Raw genomic sequence first — 16484 nt, 5'->3', positions numbered from 1 at the left:
CCCCTGCCGCCCCAGCCAAAGCCCCCGCCAATGGGCTGGCGATGCCCAGGGAAATATCCAGGAACGCCACATAGGCCCCCATCGCCAGCCCACGGGTGTGCGGCGGCGCGCGCTTGATCGCTTCCACTCCAAACCCCGGAAAGGCCAGCGAATAACCAAAGCCCGTAAATGCCGCGCCCAGGTATGCCATCAACGGATCATTCGCGCCCCAGATCAACAACTGCCCCGCCGCCTCGATCAACACGCAGACCAGCGCCACCTTCGCACCGCCAAGCTTGTCCGGCAGATGCCCGAAGAAAATCCGCGCACCGATAAACGCCAGCCCGAATGAGGTAAAGGCAAACGACGCATTGCCCCAATCCTTGGACGCAAACAGCAGCGCGACAAATGCGGCAATCACGCCAGAACCGATGCTGGAAAATGCCAGCCCCAAGCCCGGCAGCCAGACCGCCCCGAGTACCGAGTAGAACGACGTACGCCGCTGACTGGTCGGTGCAACGCCCTTCGCACCGATCACGATGCCAACCGCCAACAACGGCATGATCAAGCTGGCAATGGACAGCCCACTGAACCCCCATTGGTTGTTGATTGCCACACCCAACGGCGCACCCAGCGCGAAGGCGGCGTAGATCGCGATACCGATCCAGGCCATCACCTTACCGGTATTCTGTGGCCCTACCCGCCCCATGCCCCAGCCCATGGAGCCGGTGATGACCAGGCTTTCGCCCAGTGCCAACACCACACGCCCGGCCAGCAGCAACCAAACCGACAGCACCGGCGAATCGACAAACGCCAGCGAAGCCAGATACAGCAGCCCCGAACTGGCCGCCACCAGCATGCCCAGCAACATAGCGCGCTTGGGGCCACGCATATCAGCAAAGTTGCCGGCCCAAGCCCGCGACAGCAACGATGCCGCGAACTGCGCGCCAATCACCACGCCCACCACCAGCGTGCCCATGCCCAATGTCTGATTCAGGTGCAAAGGCAACACGGGCAACTGCATGCCGATAATCAGGAAACCGACGAACACCGCCAACGTAATCGGCAACATACTCATCAGCACGGTTCTGTGTTGCGTCATCAAAACTCTCCGCTCAGCACCGGAAGTAATCGGCGTGATCAAGGTCTGCCAACAAGCTTGGGCCCGTCGGTGTCCACCGCAGCCGCTCGCGGGTCTGCTCACTGGAAACGGCCATATCAGCGCCGGCCATATTGGCGAACCAGCCAAAATGTTCGCGTGGTCGGGATTCAACCGGCACGCCCAGCCGGCGCCCGATCACCTCGGCAATCGCCTTGAACGGCACCGCCTGGTCCGCGACCGCGTGATACGCCGCTTGGCTCAGACCATCATCCAGGACCCGGCGATACACCCGCGCCGCATCGGTGCGGTACACCCCCGACCAGCAGTTCTGCCCGTCGCCGATATACGCCGACACGCCAGTCTCGCGGGCCAGGCGGATCAGGATCGGCAAAAAACCGTGGTCGCCCACGCCATGCACCGAAGGCGCCAGGCGCACCGTTGCCGCCCGCACGCCACGTGCAGCCAGTGCCCGCGCGGCAGCTTCGGATTGACGTGGCGATGCGGCATTAGGCAGGTCTGCCTCGACCGCACCGCATGGCAGGCCGGACAAACCCGAAGTGACGATCAGCGGCGTGTCCGAACCTCTCAACACCGACTCGAACGCCTCGATCACCCGGCGGTCCTGTTCGCAGTTTTCGATAAAGCGCGAGAAGTCGTGATTGAACGCGGTGTGAATCACCGCATCCGCCGTCCAGGCGGCGCGGCGCAAGATGTCCAAGTCATCCAGGGTGCCGCGCAGCACCTTGGCGCCGGTGGCGGCAAGCGCCTGCGCCTTGTCGTCGGCGCGAGCCAGGCCGGTCACCAGGTAGCCGGCATTGAGCAGGTCCTTGACCACTTCGGAGCCAACCCAACCGGTGGCTCCCGTGACAAATACGTGCATGAGTTGAGTCCTCGATTAGCCCAGGCGCATTGAAAGTTCGATGTCATCGGTAAACGGCACCGACAAGTAGCCGTTCTCCGGGGCGCGTACGTAGGCCAGGTATTCAGGGCAATAATCGGTGTTGTCTGCCACCACCAGTGCGCCGGGGCGCAGGTGGCGTTCCACCAGGTTCAACACGTCGCCATACAGCGTCTTGGCGCCGTCCAGCAGCAACAGATCGACAACTTCTGGCAAGTCGCTGGCCAGGGTCACCAGCGCGTCACCTTCGCGGATATGGATCAGGTCGCTCACGCCGCCTTCGATGAAATGCTCGCGCGCCAGGGCGATTTTCGAGGCTTCGAATTCGCTGCCGATCAGCACACCGCCGCCGTTGTCGCGCAGTGCGGCAGCCAGGAACAAGGTCGACAGCCCAAACGAAGTACCAAACTCGACAATCGCCCGCGCCTTATTGCTGCGCGCCAGCATGTAGAGCAGCGTGCCGGTGTCCTGGGACACGGGTAGCCACAGGTCCTTGAGCATCGAATACAGCGCCACGTACTCGGTTTTGCTGTGCATCAGCCGTTCGCGTTCTGCCTGAGAGACCGAGTTCAGCAGCGGGCTGGTGGCCGCATCGGCCTGGGCGTAAAGACGTTCAATCAGGGGCGCCAAAGGCGCGGTGGTCAGGCTCGACATAATTGATTTCCAGTGAGTTGGGACTAAGATGCGACTAATTCGTCGCATTGAAAGTGTGCGAGTGATTCGCATCCTTCGCTATTCGCATTAGCCCTGCTTCAGGAGCCCTGTATGACCAGCCGCCAGACCCCGCGCATTTCCACGCGCAAGCAGCCGCAACAGGCCCGCTCCACCGAGTTGGTGGCGGCGATTCTGCAAGCGGCTATTCAGGTTTTGGCCAAGGAAGGCGCCACCCGTTTCACCACCGCACGGGTCGCGGAAAAAGCTGGCGTGAGCGTGGGTTCGGTGTACCAGTACTTCCCCAACAAAGCGGCGATTCTGTTCCGGTTGCAGAGTGATGAGTGGCAGCAGACCACCCAGATGCTGCGCGACATCCTGGAAAAACGCGACGAAACGCCACTGGACCGCCTGCGCACGTTGGTGCACGCCTTTATCGAGTCGGAATGCGAAGAAGCACAGATGCGCGGCGCGCTGAGCGACGCGGCGCCGCTCTATCGCGATGCGCCGGAGGCCCTGGAGGTGCGTGCGGCGGGACGCCAGGCGTTCAAGGGGTTCATGCTGGAGTTGTTGCCTGAGGTGTCGGTTGATACGCGGATATTGGCCAGCGATTTGATCCTGACCACGCTCAGTTCAGTGGGGAAGGAGTTCTCCAACAGTCCGCGAACGGCTGAAGAAATTGCGGTGTACTCCGAGGGGATGGCGGATATGTTTCGTGCGTATGTGAATGCGCTCAACCGGGTCCAAAGGGCAACCGATATCTCATTTCTTCCAGAGTGACACCTCCCCTCTGAAGATTACGTTCACTCCCCGGGTCCTCAACGCAGCCCACCCTGCGATAAAACCGGACAGCCCTTTCATTACGGCTCAAGACCCAAAGCGTCAAACACTCATACCCTTGCGCCATCAAAAACTGCAGGCCTGCCTTCCACAAAGACAGCCCGAAGCCTGTTTGCCAATACCTGGCTAAAACGTAGATAGCCATGACCTCACCCGCGTTCTGCCCTGCCGTCTCTTCGTCACGACTGGCACCGACCGATATCCAACCGACGACGTGCCCATCCAGCTCGGCGACCCACACATCGGACTCGCCCGACTCAATCGAGCGAACCCAAAAGGATTCACGCCGAGCCAGCGTTGCGTCCAACCCCTTCAAGAACTCGGCAGGCATCAGGTCGCGATAGGCTTCCTGCCAACTGCGGATATGCACCTGGGCGATGGCGTTGGCGTCGCCAGGTAACGCTTTGCGGATCATTGATCTATTCCCTATTCAGTCAATATCCTTCAAGTAAACCCAACCTTCATGACCGTTTACCTTCATGGTATGTTTCGAGCCCCACACGCAAAAGGAGGTGCCATGCAACCGTTAGCCAGCAACGCTGCACTGCTGATCATCGACATGCAGCAAGGCATGAACCAGCCAAAGCTAGGGCGACGCAACAACCCCGACGCCGAAGTGCAGATACAGCGTCTACTAACTGCCTGGCGTCAATCCAGCCGCCCTGTCGTGCATATCCGGCACATGTCCCGCTCGCCCGACTCGGTGTTCTGGCCGGGTCAACCGGGCTGCGAATTCCAGCCCGCGCTGCAACCGCTGGCGCATGAGCATGTGGTCGAAAAGAACGTTCCGGATGCCTTCGTCGCCTCAGGGCTGGAACGCTGGCTGCATGCACGCGGCATCCGACAGTTGGTGATCGTCGGCGTGATCACCAACAACTCGGTCGAGGCCACGGCACGCTCCGGCGGTAACCTGGGTTTTACGGTGACGGTGGTTTCGGATGCCTGCTACACCTTCGACCAAACCGATTTGTCCGGGCGCCTGTGGCCGGCTGAAGATGTGCATGCGCTGTCGCTGAGCAACCTGGCGATGGACTATGCCCGTGTCGTAGAGACTGACGAGATCCTCGTTCACCTCACGACGGGCTGATGCTCGCTTAACAGAGCCGCAATCTTTTTGCGCAACTCTCCATGCTCACTTTCGGCATACAGCACCGCGTTTTTCCAGTCATAAAACCACGCCGGCATCTTGCGTTTGTCGTTCGGTTCCGAGGCGTAGCGCGGGAAAATGTGACAATGCAGTTCCGGCTCGGAATTGCCTAAAATCTCGTAGTTCATACGCAGCGCACCAGTGGCCTGCAACACCGCATCGCCCAGGCGGGCCATGTCCAGCAGGTAGGCAGTGCGGGCCTCGGTATCGAGGTCGTTCAGACTGGCAACGACCGGGTCGGGCAGCAGCAGGCAGTAACCAGGGAGAAACTGTACATCACCCATGACCGCCCAGCCCGAGGCCATGCGGCAGATGACTTTGTCGTTGGCGCCATTGCGGGCCAACGCGACGCGTTCCGTGATAAGCGGCATGCATTGTCCTTGATCTGAGTGAGTCCAGGCGGCATCTTAACGCTCTTACAGCACCGGACCTATTCCATGCGAATCGCCTGCCTGCACACCGCAACCAGCAATATCGGCGTGTTTGACACGGCCGCGAGCACCTTGGGTATCGACCCAGGCGTGATCCACCATACAGTCCGTGCCGACCTGCTGGCCGCAGCAGAACACGCCGGTCGCCTCACCGAAGAGATTGCCGAGTCAACCCAATCGGCACTGCTCGCCCTCGCCCAACACGCGGATGTGGTGGTGCTGACCTGTTCGACCTTGGGTCCATCGATCGAGAGCATCCCGCCTGATGTTCGAGTGCCTATCTTGAGAGCTGATGAAGCGCTGGCGGCGACGGCGCTGGGGGCTGGCAAAAAGGTCGTGGTGTTGTGCGCCGTCGAGACCACCTTAGAGCCAACCTCGCAGCTTTTTCACACGGCTGCACGGCGATCAAATGCAGTGATCGATATACAGTTGGTGGCGGGAGCATGGGCCTTGTTCAAGGCAGGTGACATTGACGGCTACCTGGCAGCCATCGCCAAAGCTGCTGATCAAGCCTATGAGCATGGCGCGGATGTGGTTGCGCTGGCACAGGCCTCAATGAGCGATGCCGCGCGCTATGTCACCTTGGGCCCGCGCCCCCTCACCAGTACAATAGCCGGGCTCGAGTCAGCCGTGCGCACACTGCAAAACCCTCTCTAGGTAAGCGTCCAGGACCTCGACATTCGCTGACGATACAATCGCGCCGATATAGCCATCAGGTCGCACCAGCACCCAATCGCCAATTGCCAGCCCGTAGGCCTGTTGAAAGTGACCCTGGTCGTCGAGCAGGTCACCCCCTGACCCAACGATGTGGACACGCATGCCTGGCCGTGCCTGCACTGAATCCCGTGTTACGCCATAGCCCAGCAGCGTCCAGTGCGTTCCCTTGAACAGGTTGAACAGCCGCACTACTTGCCCAGCGGCGCCTCGGACGGGCGCATCCGGTGCTCGATTCCCTGGCGAAACGTTGATGCGCACAGGGTGCGCCAGCGCCAGCGAGGACGCCGGATAGCCAATATCCAACTGATGCACTTCCCTGCCCCGACGCAGTTCACCGTTCTTCATCTCATCCAGCAGTTGGGTGGACAGACCTAGCACGGAAGCAGCGACAGGCCGACGCTCCTCTTCATAGCTATCCAGTAAATCATCACACGCCCCCTGTACCACCGCCGCCAGCTTCCAGCCAAGGTTGTAAGCGTCCTGCACGCTGGTATTCAGACCCTGGCCGCCGGTGGGCGGATGGATATGGGCGGCGTCCCCCACCAGCAGCACTCTCCCCACGCGGTATTGATCCGCCAGGCGAGCATTCATGGTGTAGGCCGACGACCAAGACACCGCGTGCACCTGGATATCGGCGCGACCGGTGCGATGGGCGATGATTGCGGTGAGCCCCTCGGCACTGAGATCGACGTCAAGATCCGCGGGAATCGGCCCCTGAATCTGGAACAGTTCGGTGCCGGCCAGGGGGCATATTGCAATCTGGTGCTGCATATCGCCTTCGCCAAAACGGTGCCAGGCATCACGCGTGAGGCCGCTAAGTTCGACATCCGCCACTAAAGCGCGTACGCCAAGGGTCTTGCCGGGAAAGCCGATATCCAGGGCATGTCGAACAAAACTGCGCCCCCCATCAGCACCCACCAACCAACGCACACGGATGTGCTCTTCACCTGCGTTGCCGATCAGCCGTGTGGTGACTGCGTTGCCGTCCTGCTCAAACCCTACCAGTTCACAAGCAAATTCAGGCTGATGCCCCCACTCAAGCAGACGTTCGCGCATCACGCGCTCGGTCAAAAACTGCGGCACCATCAACGGTTGTCGGTAAGGCTCGGCGGGCATCGACGCCTTGGATTCTGTGAATTCTGTTTCGCTGTAGCTGCCATCGTCGCGGTAGCGCCGGTCAGTCGGATAGACTCCACCCACTGCCATCAGACGGTCGAGCATCCCCAGGTCTTCGAACACTTCCTGAGACCTTGGCTGGATACCTTTGCCGCGTGAACCCTGGAAGGGATGCGCATTTTTTTCGATCAGCCGAAAAGTGATACCCCTTCTCGCCAGGTCGATTGCCAACGTCAGGCCGGCGGCACCGGCACCGCAAATCAGTACATCGACAGCGAATTGCGCTTTCATACTGGATCACCTATATGTGCAATACGCACATATTAAGAGAGGCGAACACCGTGTCAATTAAAAATGTGCAAAACGCACATATATCCGCCCAACTGCGTGACCTGCATGGTTCATTGGTTGAGATCGTGGGGGTGATGAACCGCCCGCAGCGCGACGAAGCGATGGTGCGCGAAGCCGGAATTTCACTGGATCGCGCCCTGTTTCCGCTGCTGGTGCTGGTGGAAAGGTTGGGGCCGATCGGCGTAGTCGAACTGGCTGACCGCGTGGGCCGTGACTACACCACCGTGAGCCGGCAGGTGGCGAAGCTGGAAAGCCTGGGCTTGGTTCTGCGCCAGGCAAGCGCAGTCGACCGCCGCGTACGCGAGTCGGTGATTACCGAGAAAGGCAAAGCCATGACTGACCGCGTCGACGACGCGCGGGAGAGGATCGGTGTGTCGATCTTCTCCACCTGGGATGAAGGCGACTTCGACAATCTGGTGCGGCTGATGCGCAAGTTTGCCGAGGATATCAAGGATGACTCGGTGCGTGCGACGAAGGGCATTTCCTAAGGCCATGCACGTTTCCTGTGGCGAGCGGGGCAAGCCCGCTTGCCACACAGCATCAATCCACTGCCAATTCCACCACCCCAGCATTCAACCGCACCGGCCAAACCCGCAGCCTCTGATCAGGTGCCTCCAGGCACTGCCCATCCTCCAGGCGGTAATGCTGTTTGTAGATCGGCGCCGCCACCACCAGGTCACCCTTGATGCTACCGATCAAGCCACGCCCGATCACATTCGCGCCGGATTCCGGGTCGTGGTTGTCGATGGCGAACAACGTCTGGTCCTGCGCACCCGGCAGGTAGAACAGCGCCACTTGCGCGCCGTCCAGCCACACCACCACGCCGGAATTGCTCACCAGGTCGGTCTCGTTGCACACACCTTTCCAGGTGTCCAGGTTGCATTGCGGGTTGGCTTGGCTCATCAGGCAATCTCCTCGGTGACGGGAATCAGGTTGAGTTCGGCGGCCATGATCGGCCGGCGTTGGCCGCGTTCCTGGACGAAGTGGATGTCCGGGTCGGGGCGTTTGTCGTTGACGAAGGTGCGAAAGCGCTTGAGTTTTTCCGGATCTGCGAGGGCGTTGGCCCATTCGCATTCGTAGCGGTCGACCACCAGTTGCATCTGCGCTTCCAGCTCTGCGCCGAGGCCCAGGCTGTCGTGCAGGATCACGTCCTTGAGGAAGTCCAGGCCGCCTTCGAGGCTTTCGCGCCAGACCGAGGTGCGTTGCAGCTTGTCGGCGGTGCGGATGTAGAACATCAGGAAGCGGTCGATGTAGCGGATCAGCGTGGCGTCATCCAGGTCAGTGGCGAACAGCTCCGCATGGCGTGGGCGCATGCCGCCGTTGCCGGCGATGTAGAGGTTCCAGCCCTTCTCGGTGGCGATCACGCCGACGTCCTTGCTCTGGGCTTCGGCGCATTCGCGGGTACAGCCGGACACTGCGAACTTGAGCTTGTGCGGCGAGCGCAGGCCCTTGTAGCGATCCTCGATCAACAGCGCCATTTTCACGCTGTCCTGCACGCCGTAACGGCACCAGGTGCTGCCCACGCAGGACTTCACCGTACGCGTGGATTTGCCGTAGGCGTGCCCGGTTTCAAACCCGGCGGCGATCAGTTCGCTCCAGATATCCGGCAGTTCATGCAGTTGCGCACCAAACAGGTCGATGCGCTGGCCGCCGGTGATCTTGGTATAGAGGTCGTATTTCTTCGCCACCTCGCCGATCACAATCAGCTTATCCGCAGTGATCTCACCCCCAGGAATACGCGGCACCACCGAGTAGGTGCCGTTCTTCTGCATGTTGGCCATGAACGTATCGTTGGTGTCCTGCAACGGCACCAGCGACGCGTCCATGATCGGCTGGTTCCAGCACGACGCCAGGATCGAGCCCACCGCCGGCTTGCACACGTCGCAGCCGGTGTGACCACGGCCGTGTTTGGCCAGCAGTTCGTCAAAGGTGAGGATGCCTTCGACGCGCACCAGGGCGTACAACTCTTGACGGGTGAAGGCGAAGTGTTCGCACAGGCTTTTGTCGACGCTGACGCCACGGGCGATCAGCTCATGCTCGAACACCTGTTTCAGCAAACCGGCGCAGCCGCCGCAACCGGTGCAGGCCTTGGTCTGGGCTTTGAGCAGGCCGAGGTCGCTGCAGCCGCCGTCGATGGCCGAGCAGATCGCACCTTTGGTCACGTTGTGGCAGGAGCAGACGGTGGCCGATTCCGGCAAGGCGCCGGGGCCGAGGGTCGGGGCGCCGCTGGAGGATGGCAGGATCAGGCTGGCCGGTTCGGACGGCAGCGTGATGCTGTTTTGCATGTATTGCAGCAGCGTGTCGTAGTAGCTGTTGTCGCCCACCAACACCGCGCCAATCACGTGCTTGCCCGAGGCATCCACCACCAGGCGCCGATAGCTGGCGCTGGCTTCGTCGATGAACTGGTAGCTGCGCGCGCCCGGCGTGTGGGCATGGGCGTCACCGATGGAGCCCACGTCGACGCCGAGCAACTTGAGTTTGGTCGACATGTCGGCGCCCACAAACGGTTCGGCGGTTTGCGCGCACAACAACGCGGCAACCCGACGGGCCATCTGGTAACCCGGCGCGACCAGGCCGAACAGGCTGCCGTTCCAGGACGCGCATTCGCCAATCGCGTAGATGTTCGGGTCGATGCTCAGGCATTCGTCATTGATCACCACACCGCCGCGCGGGCCGATGTCCAGGCCGGCCTGGCGGGCCAGTGCATCCTGGGCGCGAATACCGGCGGAGAACACGATCAGGTCGGTTTCAAGGAACTCGTCATTGGCAAAATTCATACGGTAGCGGTACTGCTCGCCCGCGCTGATGGATTGGGTGGCGCGCGACAAATGCACGCCCACGCCCAGCCGTTCGATCTGCGCCTTGAGCGCCAGGCCGCCAAAGTCGTCGAGTTGCACCGGCATCAAGCGCGGCGCGAACTCCACCACATGGGCCTCGAGGCCTAGGCTTTTCAGGGCGTTGGCGGCTTCCAGGCCCAACAGTCCACCGCCCACTACCACGCCGCGTTTCGCATTAGCGGCAGCCTTACGAATCGCGTCCAGGTCTTCAAGGGTGCGATATACCAACCGCGAATCGCCTTCGGCTCCTTCGATAGGCGGCACGAACGGATAGGAACCGGTGGCCAACACCAGCTTGTCATAGGCGACGCAGCCGTCGGCGGTAATCACTTCGCAGCGCGCGCGGTCGATCTCCAGCACCGGTACGCCGAGGTGCAGGGTCACACCTGGCGTCTGGTACAGCGAGGCGTCGGACAGGGCCAGCGACTCGGCATCGCGGCCGGTGAAGTATTCAGACAGGTGCACCCGGTCATAGGCGCGCATCGGCTCTTCGCTGAACACATGCAAACGGTATTGATCCAGCGCGCCGCGCTCGATCAATTGCGCCACACAGTGGTGGCCGACCATGCCATTGCCGACGACGATCAAGGTTTTGAAATGGTTCATAGTAAGCACCCGACAAAGCTCATCACGGTTTTAAAAAAGCAAAAAAAAACGCCTGAAACCTTGCGGTTCCAGGCGTCTTTGCCTGTTCTTATGCGGGTTCGGATCGGGCGACTGCGCCGGATTCACCGCTATATGACCCTGGTGTCGATCGTCGTTGACCGAAGTGGGTTGAGGGGGAGCTTGCAGGGTCTGTGCCAACCGGATGCAAGGCCTGTGTTCGCGCCTCAACAGGTGAGTCGACAATGCCAAGCCCCCCTCCAGCGCCTCCAACTGGTGCATCTCGCGTCATAAAAGTGCATAGCTCTCCATGAATGAATAGTTTCCTGTGGTGAGCGGGCTTGCCCCGCGCCGAGGGCACCTCGGTCTCAAGAGGGCTGCTGCGCAGCCCAGCGCGGGGCAAGCCCGCTCACCACAAAAACGGCCAGTTCACCCAACAAACCCCGCCGTGAAAAACCTGGCGCGTGACTTGCTAGGAACACTCCAACCAAGCAGTCAACGCTGACTGCCCTCTCACGACAAAGGCGCCGTGTAATCCCCGTTCTGAACGGAGGGTTGCAAGGCGCCTTTTTTGTTTACGCAGGTTTCAGATGGCCAACCAAAGCATACGCAGCGTGTGTCCTTATTGTGGCGTGGGCTGCGGCATCGTCATGCAGGTGCAAGACAATAAAGTGGTCAAGGTGATCGGCGACAAGGCCCATCCCACCAACTTCGGTCGCCTGTGCACCAAGGGCACCACCTGCGGGCAGGCCATCGCCGACTCCGGGCGCATGGAAAACGCCTATGTACGCCAGGCCCGCGAGCATGACCCGGTGCGTATCGGCATGGACAACGCCATCCGCGAAACCGCGCACCGCCTGCGTCACACCCTCGACACCCACGGCCCGGACGCCTTGGCGTTCTACGTGTCAGGCCAGATGTCGCTGGAATCCCAGTACCTGATCAACAAATTGGCCAAGGGCTTTGTCCGCACTGCCAACATCGAGTCCAACTCTCGGTTGTGCATGGCCAGCGCCGGCAGTGGCTACAAACTCTCCCTCGGCTCCGACGGCCCGCCAGGGTCCTATGAAGACTTCGATCGCGCCGACCTGTTCTTTGTGATCGGCGCAAACATGGCTGACTGTCACCCCATCTTGTTCCTGCGCATGATGGACCGGGTCAAGGCCGGGGCGAAGCTGATCGTGGTCGACCCCCGGCGCAGCGCCACGGCGGACAAGGCCAACCTGTTCCTGCCGATCAAACCCGGCACCGACCTGGCGTTGCTCAACGGCCTGCTGCACCTGCTGGTGAAAAACGGCCACACCGACCCTGCCTTTATCGCCGCCTTCACCGACGGCTGGGAGGCGATGCCGGAATTCCTCGAGGACTATCCGCCAGAGCACGTCGCCGCCATCACCGGCCTGGCCGAAGCCGATATCCGCCAAGCCGCCGACTGGATCGGCCAGGCCGCCGAGTGGATGAGCTGCTGGACCATGGGCCTCAACCAGAGCACCCACGGCACCTGGCACACCAACGCCCTGTGCAACCTGCACCTGGCGACGGGCGCCATTTGCCGTCCGGGCAGCGGGCCGTTTTCCCTCACGGGTCAACCCAATGCCATGGGCGGGCGCGAAATGGGCTACATGGGCCCTGGGCTGCCAGGGCAACGTTCGGTGTTGGTCGAGGCCGACCGCGCCTTTATCGAAGACCTGTGGCAGATCCCCCACGACAGCCTTCCGCGCCAGGCTGGCAGCGGCACCGTGGCGATGTTCGAGCAGATGGCCGCCGGGCAGATCAAGGCCTGCTGGATCATCTGCACCAACCCGGTCGCCAGCGTGCCCAACCGCCAGACCGTGATCAAAGGCCTGCAAACTGCCGAGCTGGTGATCACCCAGGATGCCTTCCTCGACACCGAGACCAATCGCTACGCCGACATCCTGTTGCCCGGCGCGCTGTGGGCCGAGGCCGAAGGGGTGATGATCAACTCCGAGCGCAACCTGACCTTGATGCAAAAAGCCGTCGACGCACCCGGCGAGACCCTGCCCGACTGGCAGATCATCGCCAGGGTCGCGTGTGAAATGGGCTTTGCCGATGCGTTCTCCTATGCATCCGCCGCCGACGTATTTGATGAAATCAAACGTGCCTGGAACCCCAAGACCGGCTACGACATTCGTGGCGCAAGCTACCCGCGACTGCGTGAGAAACCGCTGCAATGGCCCTGCGCATCGGAGGACGGCGCGGACCGCAACCCGATTCGCTACCTGGGCACAGGCACCCTCGCCTTCGCCACCGAAAACGGCAAAGCCCAGTTCTTCGCCCGCCCGCATATGTCGCCCGCAGAGATGCCCGATGACGTGTTCCCCTTCGTGCTCAACACCGGCCGCGTGCAGCACCAATGGCACACCCTGACCAAGACCGGCAAGGTCGCCACCCTGAACAAGCTCAACCCCGGCCCCTTCGTGGAATTACACCCCGAAGACGCAGCAATGCTGGGCATCAAAAACAAGGATCAGGTCGAGATACGCTCCCAGCGCGGCCGCGCCGTGCTGCCCGCCGTGGTCACCGACCGTGTACGGCCAGGCAACTGCTTTGCGCCGTTCCATTGGAACGATGTGTTCGGCGAACACCTGGCCATCAACGCCGTGACCAACGACGCGGTAGACCCGATCTCCTTGCAGCCGGAGTTCAAGCATTGCGCCGTCGCCCTGGCCCGCGTCGAGCTGATCGACCACCAGTTTCTCGACCGCCCTTCCCCCTTAGCAGAGGACACTCCCATGTCGCGCCTCGACGCCTTCGCCGAAATCGCCGGCATCCGCAACCTACCCGCGCCATCCCTGAGCGAGCCTGAGCGCACCTACCTCGCCGGCTTCCTCAGCGGCTTGCAGTCCAACGCCGCACGCCAGGCCCTCGGCGTGCCGACCCTGCCCGCCAATGCACCGCTGGCCGATGCGTCACGGCTGTGGCTGAACGGTTTGCTCGGCGGTTTGTTCAGCCATACGCAATCCCTCGCAGCGCCCTCCCCAGCCGTCACCTTGTTGTGGGCCTCGCAAACCGGCAACGCCGAAGCCTTGGCCGAACGTTTTGCCCAGCGCCTGCGCGACGCAGGCATTACCGTGGAACTGAGCGCGATGGCGGATTTCCCGGCGAGCAAACTGGCAAGCACCCACACTCTGGCGCTGATCAGCAGCACCTTTGGCGACGGCGATCCACCGGACAATGGCGAAGGGTTCTGGCACAGCCTCAGCACCGCCGAGACGCGCCTGGAGTCCTTGCGCTTCGCGGTGCTAGCCCTGGGCGACCCGAACTACGAGCAGTTCTGCAACCACGGCAAACAACTCGACCAACGCCTGTTGGAACTGGGCGCCACCCGCCTGCTGGAACGCGTCGACTGCGATACCGAATTCGAAGCACTGGCCGACGCCTGGCTGCTGCGTTTCCAGCAAACCCTGGCCCCGGCAAAGCCCGTCGCGCCCGCCACCCCCGCCGGTAAAACCAAACTGTATGGCTCACGCCTGCTGCTCAACCGACACCTGAACCCGCACAGCGTCCACAAGGAAACCCGCCAGTTCGCCCTCGACCTGACCGACTCCGGGCTGACCTATGAAGCCGGTGATGCGCTGGGCGTGCGGCCGCGCAACTGCCCCGAACTGGTCGGCGAATTGCTCGACCTCACCCGCCTGAACGCCCATACCAGCGTAAACATCGACACCTTCGGCAATGTGCCGCTGCAACAGGCCCTGACCCAGCACTTCGAAATCGCCCGGCCCAGCAGCGACACCCTGGCGTTCATCGCCGAGCGCAGCGCCAACCCTGGCCTCAAGCACTTGCTCAACCCCGAACACAAGGCCGAACTGAATGACTGGCTCTGGGGCCGGCAACTGGCGGATGTGTTGCTGGAATACCCCATCGAGTGTTCGGCGGATGAACTGCTGGGCACCCTCAAGCGCCTGCAACCGCGCCTGTATTCAATCGCGTCCAGCGCCAAGGCGTATCCGCAGGAAGTGCACCTCACCGTGGCCGCCGTGCGTTACGGCAAACGTAAAGGCGTGTCCTCGACCTTCCTGGCTGACCGGGTCGGCGACGGCGAGGTGCCGTTGTTCATCCAGCCGTCCAAACACTTCCGCACGCCCACTGACGGCGACGTGCCGATGATCATGATCGGGCCCGGCACCGGTATCGCGCCCTTTCGCGCGTTCTTGCAGGAACGTCGCGCACTGGGTCATCAGGGGCGCAACTGGCTATTCTTCGGCGAACAGCACGCCGCAAGCGATTTCTACTATCAGGACGAACTGCAAGGCATGCAGCGCGACGGCCTGCTCAACCACTTGAGCCTGGCGTTCTCGCGCGACCAGGCGCAAAAGGTCTACGTGCAGGACCGCATTCGCGAACAGGGGGCCGAGCTGTGGCGCTGGTTGCAGGATGGCGCCAAGCTGTACATCTGCGGTGACGCCAGCCACATGGCCAAAGATGTCGACCAGGCCCTGCGCCAAGTCGCGCAAACCCACGGCGGGCTTGGCGTCGAGGGTGCCGTGGAGTACTGGCGGCAGTTAAGTGAGCAGAAGCGTTATCTGCGTGATGTGTATTGATTGGATACAGAACAATAAGCACTTTGTATTGTGTACAAAAAACCCTAAAGATTTATCGAGGCCGGGCCGAAACAGCAGTGATAGCAAATCGCCGCAGTCCTGATTGAGGTACGCGACGATTTGGCCGCCCTTCACGCTGATGGTCGTCTCGATGAAAATAAAAAATAAGCTGGTACTCGCATTTGTCTCCGTTGCATTCATCCCGGTAAGCCTGGTGGCCTTGATTTCTGTCATGAACACGCGGACCCAGGCGGTGGATCAGTTCATCGACGGCAGCACCCGGGAAATCCGTCAGATTGATGGCAACATCCGCCAGTTCTTCGACGGCACCTTGCAAAACGTCGATCAAATGGCCACCGATTCTGTATACACGTCCGTGAGCACACTGAAGAATTACCAGCCTGCCGACGCCGCCAGCCAGCCCATGCCCGCCGAGGCGCAAGCAGTGATCGATCGCTTCGCGCGCTTTGGCGCCACACACCCGGCGGCGGCGATCCTGTCCATCGGCCTGGAAGACGGCACCTACGCCAAATGGCCGGATGACCCGCAACTGGCCAAGTACGACCCGCGCACCCGCCCCTGGTACAAAGCGGCCATGGCCAGCCCCGGCAAGACCGTGCGCACCCCCGCGTATTACTACGACAAAGACGACGTCGCCCTGGTGGGCACCGCACGCGCATTGCTGGAAAACGGCAAGGCCAAGGGCGTGTTCGTGGTCAGCGTCTCGCTGAAAAACCTCACCGAACTGCTCAAGAGCATCAAGCTGGGCGAAAGCGGCTACGTGATGCTGGTCGAGGACGGCGTGGTGCTGGTGGATCCGCGCAACGCCGCCCACAACTTCAAGCCGCTCAAGGACCTGGGCACAGCCTATGCACAGTTGGCCGACACCGCACAGGGCTCCACTGAAGTGGTGATCGACGGCGTGCGCTACATGGCCAACGTGTGGACCTCCCCCGGCCTCGGCTGGCGCTATATCGGCCTGATCGAACATCGTGAGGTGATGGCCGAAGCCACGCGCATGACCTACCTCACCGCCATCATCGTCGCGGTGCTGGTGCTGATCTTCGGGCTGATCGCGGCGGCGTTCTCCAAGGTCATCGTCAAGCCTATCGGCCAGGTCAGCACCGGCTTGCAGTCCATTGCCCAGGGCGAAGGCGACTTGCGCCACGAACTGCAGGTCCAGGGCAAGGATGAAACCGCCGAACTGGCCGGCTGGTTCAACAAGTTCCTTGCGGCGATCCGCCAAC

General features: G+C 61.7%; 13 protein-coding genes and 1 pseudogene. 6 read left to right on the top strand and 8 right to left on the bottom strand.

Features of this window, described 5'->3' with window-relative positions; translation table 11 throughout:
- The 3 genes from HX812_RS28560 to HX812_RS28550 all read right to left on the bottom strand — a co-directional run.
- Positions 1-1081, bottom strand: a 1081-nt coding sequence (locus HX812_RS28560) for an arabinose transporter (protein ID WP_178949138.1), incomplete at its 3' end; no start/stop codon positions are given.
- A gap of 13 nt (positions 1082-1094) precedes the next feature.
- Positions 1095-1961, bottom strand: coding sequence for an SDR family oxidoreductase (locus HX812_RS28555; RefSeq protein WP_038849643.1), 867 nt, complete (start codon positions 1959-1961; stop codon positions 1095-1097).
- A 15-nt stretch (positions 1962-1976) separates the two neighbouring features.
- Entirely contained in the window at positions 1977-2633 is a 657-nt protein-coding gene (locus HX812_RS28550) for an O-methyltransferase (RefSeq protein WP_038849641.1), read from the bottom strand.
- A 111-nt stretch (positions 2634-2744) separates the two neighbouring features.
- Between HX812_RS28550 and HX812_RS28545 the strand changes: the two genes are divergently transcribed.
- Positions 2745-3410: a TetR family transcriptional regulator gene (locus HX812_RS28545; RefSeq protein WP_038849639.1), complete on the top strand. Its 666-nt coding sequence runs from the start codon at positions 2745-2747 to the stop codon at positions 3408-3410.
- Here the strand turns inward: HX812_RS28545 and HX812_RS28540 are convergent.
- A complete protein-coding gene (locus tag HX812_RS28540; protein WP_038849636.1) occupies positions 3364-3885 on the bottom strand; it encodes a GNAT family N-acetyltransferase in 522 nt (173 codons plus the stop codon). The genes HX812_RS28545 and HX812_RS28540 overlap by 47 nt on opposite strands.
- 102 nt (positions 3886-3987) lie before the next feature.
- On the opposite strand from HX812_RS28540, the gene HX812_RS28535 reads away from it, so the two are divergent.
- The gene (locus HX812_RS28535; protein WP_038849634.1) at positions 3988-4557 is read left to right on the top strand and encodes a cysteine hydrolase family protein; all 570 of its coding nucleotides are present in this window, start codon (positions 3988-3990) and stop codon (positions 4555-4557) included.
- Here HX812_RS28535 and HX812_RS28530 read toward each other — a convergent pair.
- Positions 4539-4988 carry an HIT family protein gene (locus tag HX812_RS28530; RefSeq protein ID WP_038849632.1) on the bottom strand — a complete coding sequence of 150 codons (450 nt, stop codon included), beginning with the start codon at positions 4986-4988 and terminating at the stop codon, positions 4539-4541. The two genes, HX812_RS28535 and HX812_RS28530, sit on opposite strands and share 19 nt — an antisense overlap.
- A gap of 66 nt (positions 4989-5054) precedes the next feature.
- Between HX812_RS28530 and HX812_RS28525 the strand changes: the two genes are divergently transcribed.
- Complete coding sequence (locus tag HX812_RS28525) at positions 5055-5705, top strand: aspartate/glutamate racemase family protein (protein ID WP_038849629.1); 651 nt, start codon at positions 5055-5057, stop codon at positions 5703-5705.
- On the opposite strand, the gene HX812_RS28520 is transcribed toward HX812_RS28525, so the two are convergent.
- On the bottom strand, positions 5673-7172 hold the full coding sequence (locus tag HX812_RS28520; protein WP_038849626.1) for an FAD-dependent oxidoreductase: 1500 nt from the start codon (positions 7170-7172) through the stop codon (positions 5673-5675). The two genes, HX812_RS28525 and HX812_RS28520, sit on opposite strands and share 33 nt — an antisense overlap.
- Before the next feature lie 50 nt (positions 7173-7222).
- Here HX812_RS28520 and HX812_RS28515 point away from each other — a divergent pair, with 50 nt between their 5' ends.
- Positions 7223-7720 carry a MarR family winged helix-turn-helix transcriptional regulator gene (locus HX812_RS28515; protein ID WP_038849624.1) on the top strand — a complete coding sequence of 166 codons (498 nt, stop codon included), beginning with the start codon at positions 7223-7225 and terminating at the stop codon, positions 7718-7720.
- A 52-nt stretch (positions 7721-7772) separates the two neighbouring features.
- Here HX812_RS28515 and nirD read toward each other — a convergent pair whose 3' ends face one another.
- Both nirD and nirB read right to left on the bottom strand, forming a co-directional pair.
- Positions 7773-8135: a nitrite reductase small subunit NirD gene (nirD, locus tag HX812_RS28510; protein ID WP_038849623.1), complete on the bottom strand. Its 363-nt coding sequence runs from the start codon at positions 8133-8135 to the stop codon at positions 7773-7775.
- Positions 8135-10675 (bottom strand): nitrite reductase large subunit NirB, encoded by a 2541-nt coding sequence (gene nirB / locus HX812_RS28505; protein WP_038849620.1) that lies wholly within the window; start codon positions 10673-10675, stop codon positions 8135-8137. The genes nirD and nirB overlap by 1 nt, the downstream gene beginning before the upstream one ends.
- A gap of 587 nt (positions 10676-11262) precedes the next feature.
- On the opposite strand from nirB, the gene HX812_RS28500 reads away from it, so the two are divergent.
- Both HX812_RS28500 and HX812_RS32515 read left to right on the top strand, forming a co-directional pair.
- The gene (locus HX812_RS28500; protein WP_038849617.1) at positions 11263-15237 is read left to right on the top strand and encodes a bifunctional nitrate reductase/sulfite reductase flavoprotein subunit alpha; all 3975 of its coding nucleotides are present in this window, start codon (positions 11263-11265) and stop codon (positions 15235-15237) included.
- A 139-nt stretch (positions 15238-15376) separates the two neighbouring features.
- A pseudogene (locus HX812_RS32515) lies at positions 15377-16471 on the top strand (cache domain-containing protein); the annotation flags it as partial.
- Between the last annotated feature and the right edge of the window lie 13 nt (positions 16472-16484).

The organism is Pseudomonas sp. IPO3749 (assembly GCF_013386605.1).
In the GTDB taxonomy this organism is placed as follows: domain Bacteria; phylum Pseudomonadota; class Gammaproteobacteria; order Pseudomonadales; family Pseudomonadaceae; genus Aquipseudomonas; species Aquipseudomonas azotoformans_A.
The sequence above is the reverse complement of the archived record's forward strand: the minus strand, read 5'-3'. Positions and strand labels throughout refer to the sequence as shown.

What these genes read in the sequence shown, in the direction of transcription:
- HX812_RS28555 (WP_038849643.1), bottom strand. Translation starts at nt 1,961, where the DNA reads ATGCACGTATTTGTCACGGGAGCCACCGGTTGGGTTGGCTCCGAAGTG.
- HX812_RS28550 (WP_038849641.1), bottom strand. Translation starts at nt 2,633, where the DNA reads ATGTCGAGCCTGACCACCGCGCCTTTGGCGCCCCTGATTGAACGTCTT.
- HX812_RS28545 (WP_038849639.1), top strand. Translation starts at nt 2,745, where the DNA reads ATGACCAGCCGCCAGACCCCGCGCATTTCCACGCGCAAGCAGCCGCAA.
- HX812_RS28540 (WP_038849636.1), bottom strand. Translation starts at nt 3,885, where the DNA reads ATGATCCGCAAAGCGTTACCTGGCGACGCCAACGCCATCGCCCAGGTG.
- HX812_RS28535 (WP_038849634.1), top strand. Translation starts at nt 3,988, where the DNA reads ATGCAACCGTTAGCCAGCAACGCTGCACTGCTGATCATCGACATGCAG.
- HX812_RS28530 (WP_038849632.1), bottom strand. Translation starts at nt 4,988, where the DNA reads ATGCCGCTTATCACGGAACGCGTCGCGTTGGCCCGCAATGGCGCCAAC.
- HX812_RS28525 (WP_038849629.1), top strand. Translation starts at nt 5,055, where the DNA reads ATGCGAATCGCCTGCCTGCACACCGCAACCAGCAATATCGGCGTGTTT.
- HX812_RS28520 (WP_038849626.1), bottom strand. Translation starts at nt 7,172, where the DNA reads ATGAAAGCGCAATTCGCTGTCGATGTACTGATTTGCGGTGCCGGTGCC.
- nirD (WP_038849623.1), bottom strand. Translation starts at nt 8,135, where the DNA reads ATGAGCCAAGCCAACCCGCAATGCAACCTGGACACCTGGAAAGGTGTG.
- nirB (WP_038849620.1), bottom strand. Translation starts at nt 10,675, where the DNA reads ATGAACCATTTCAAAACCTTGATCGTCGTCGGCAATGGCATGGTCGGC.
- HX812_RS28500 (WP_038849617.1), top strand. Translation starts at nt 11,263, where the DNA reads ATGGCCAACCAAAGCATACGCAGCGTGTGTCCTTATTGTGGCGTGGGC.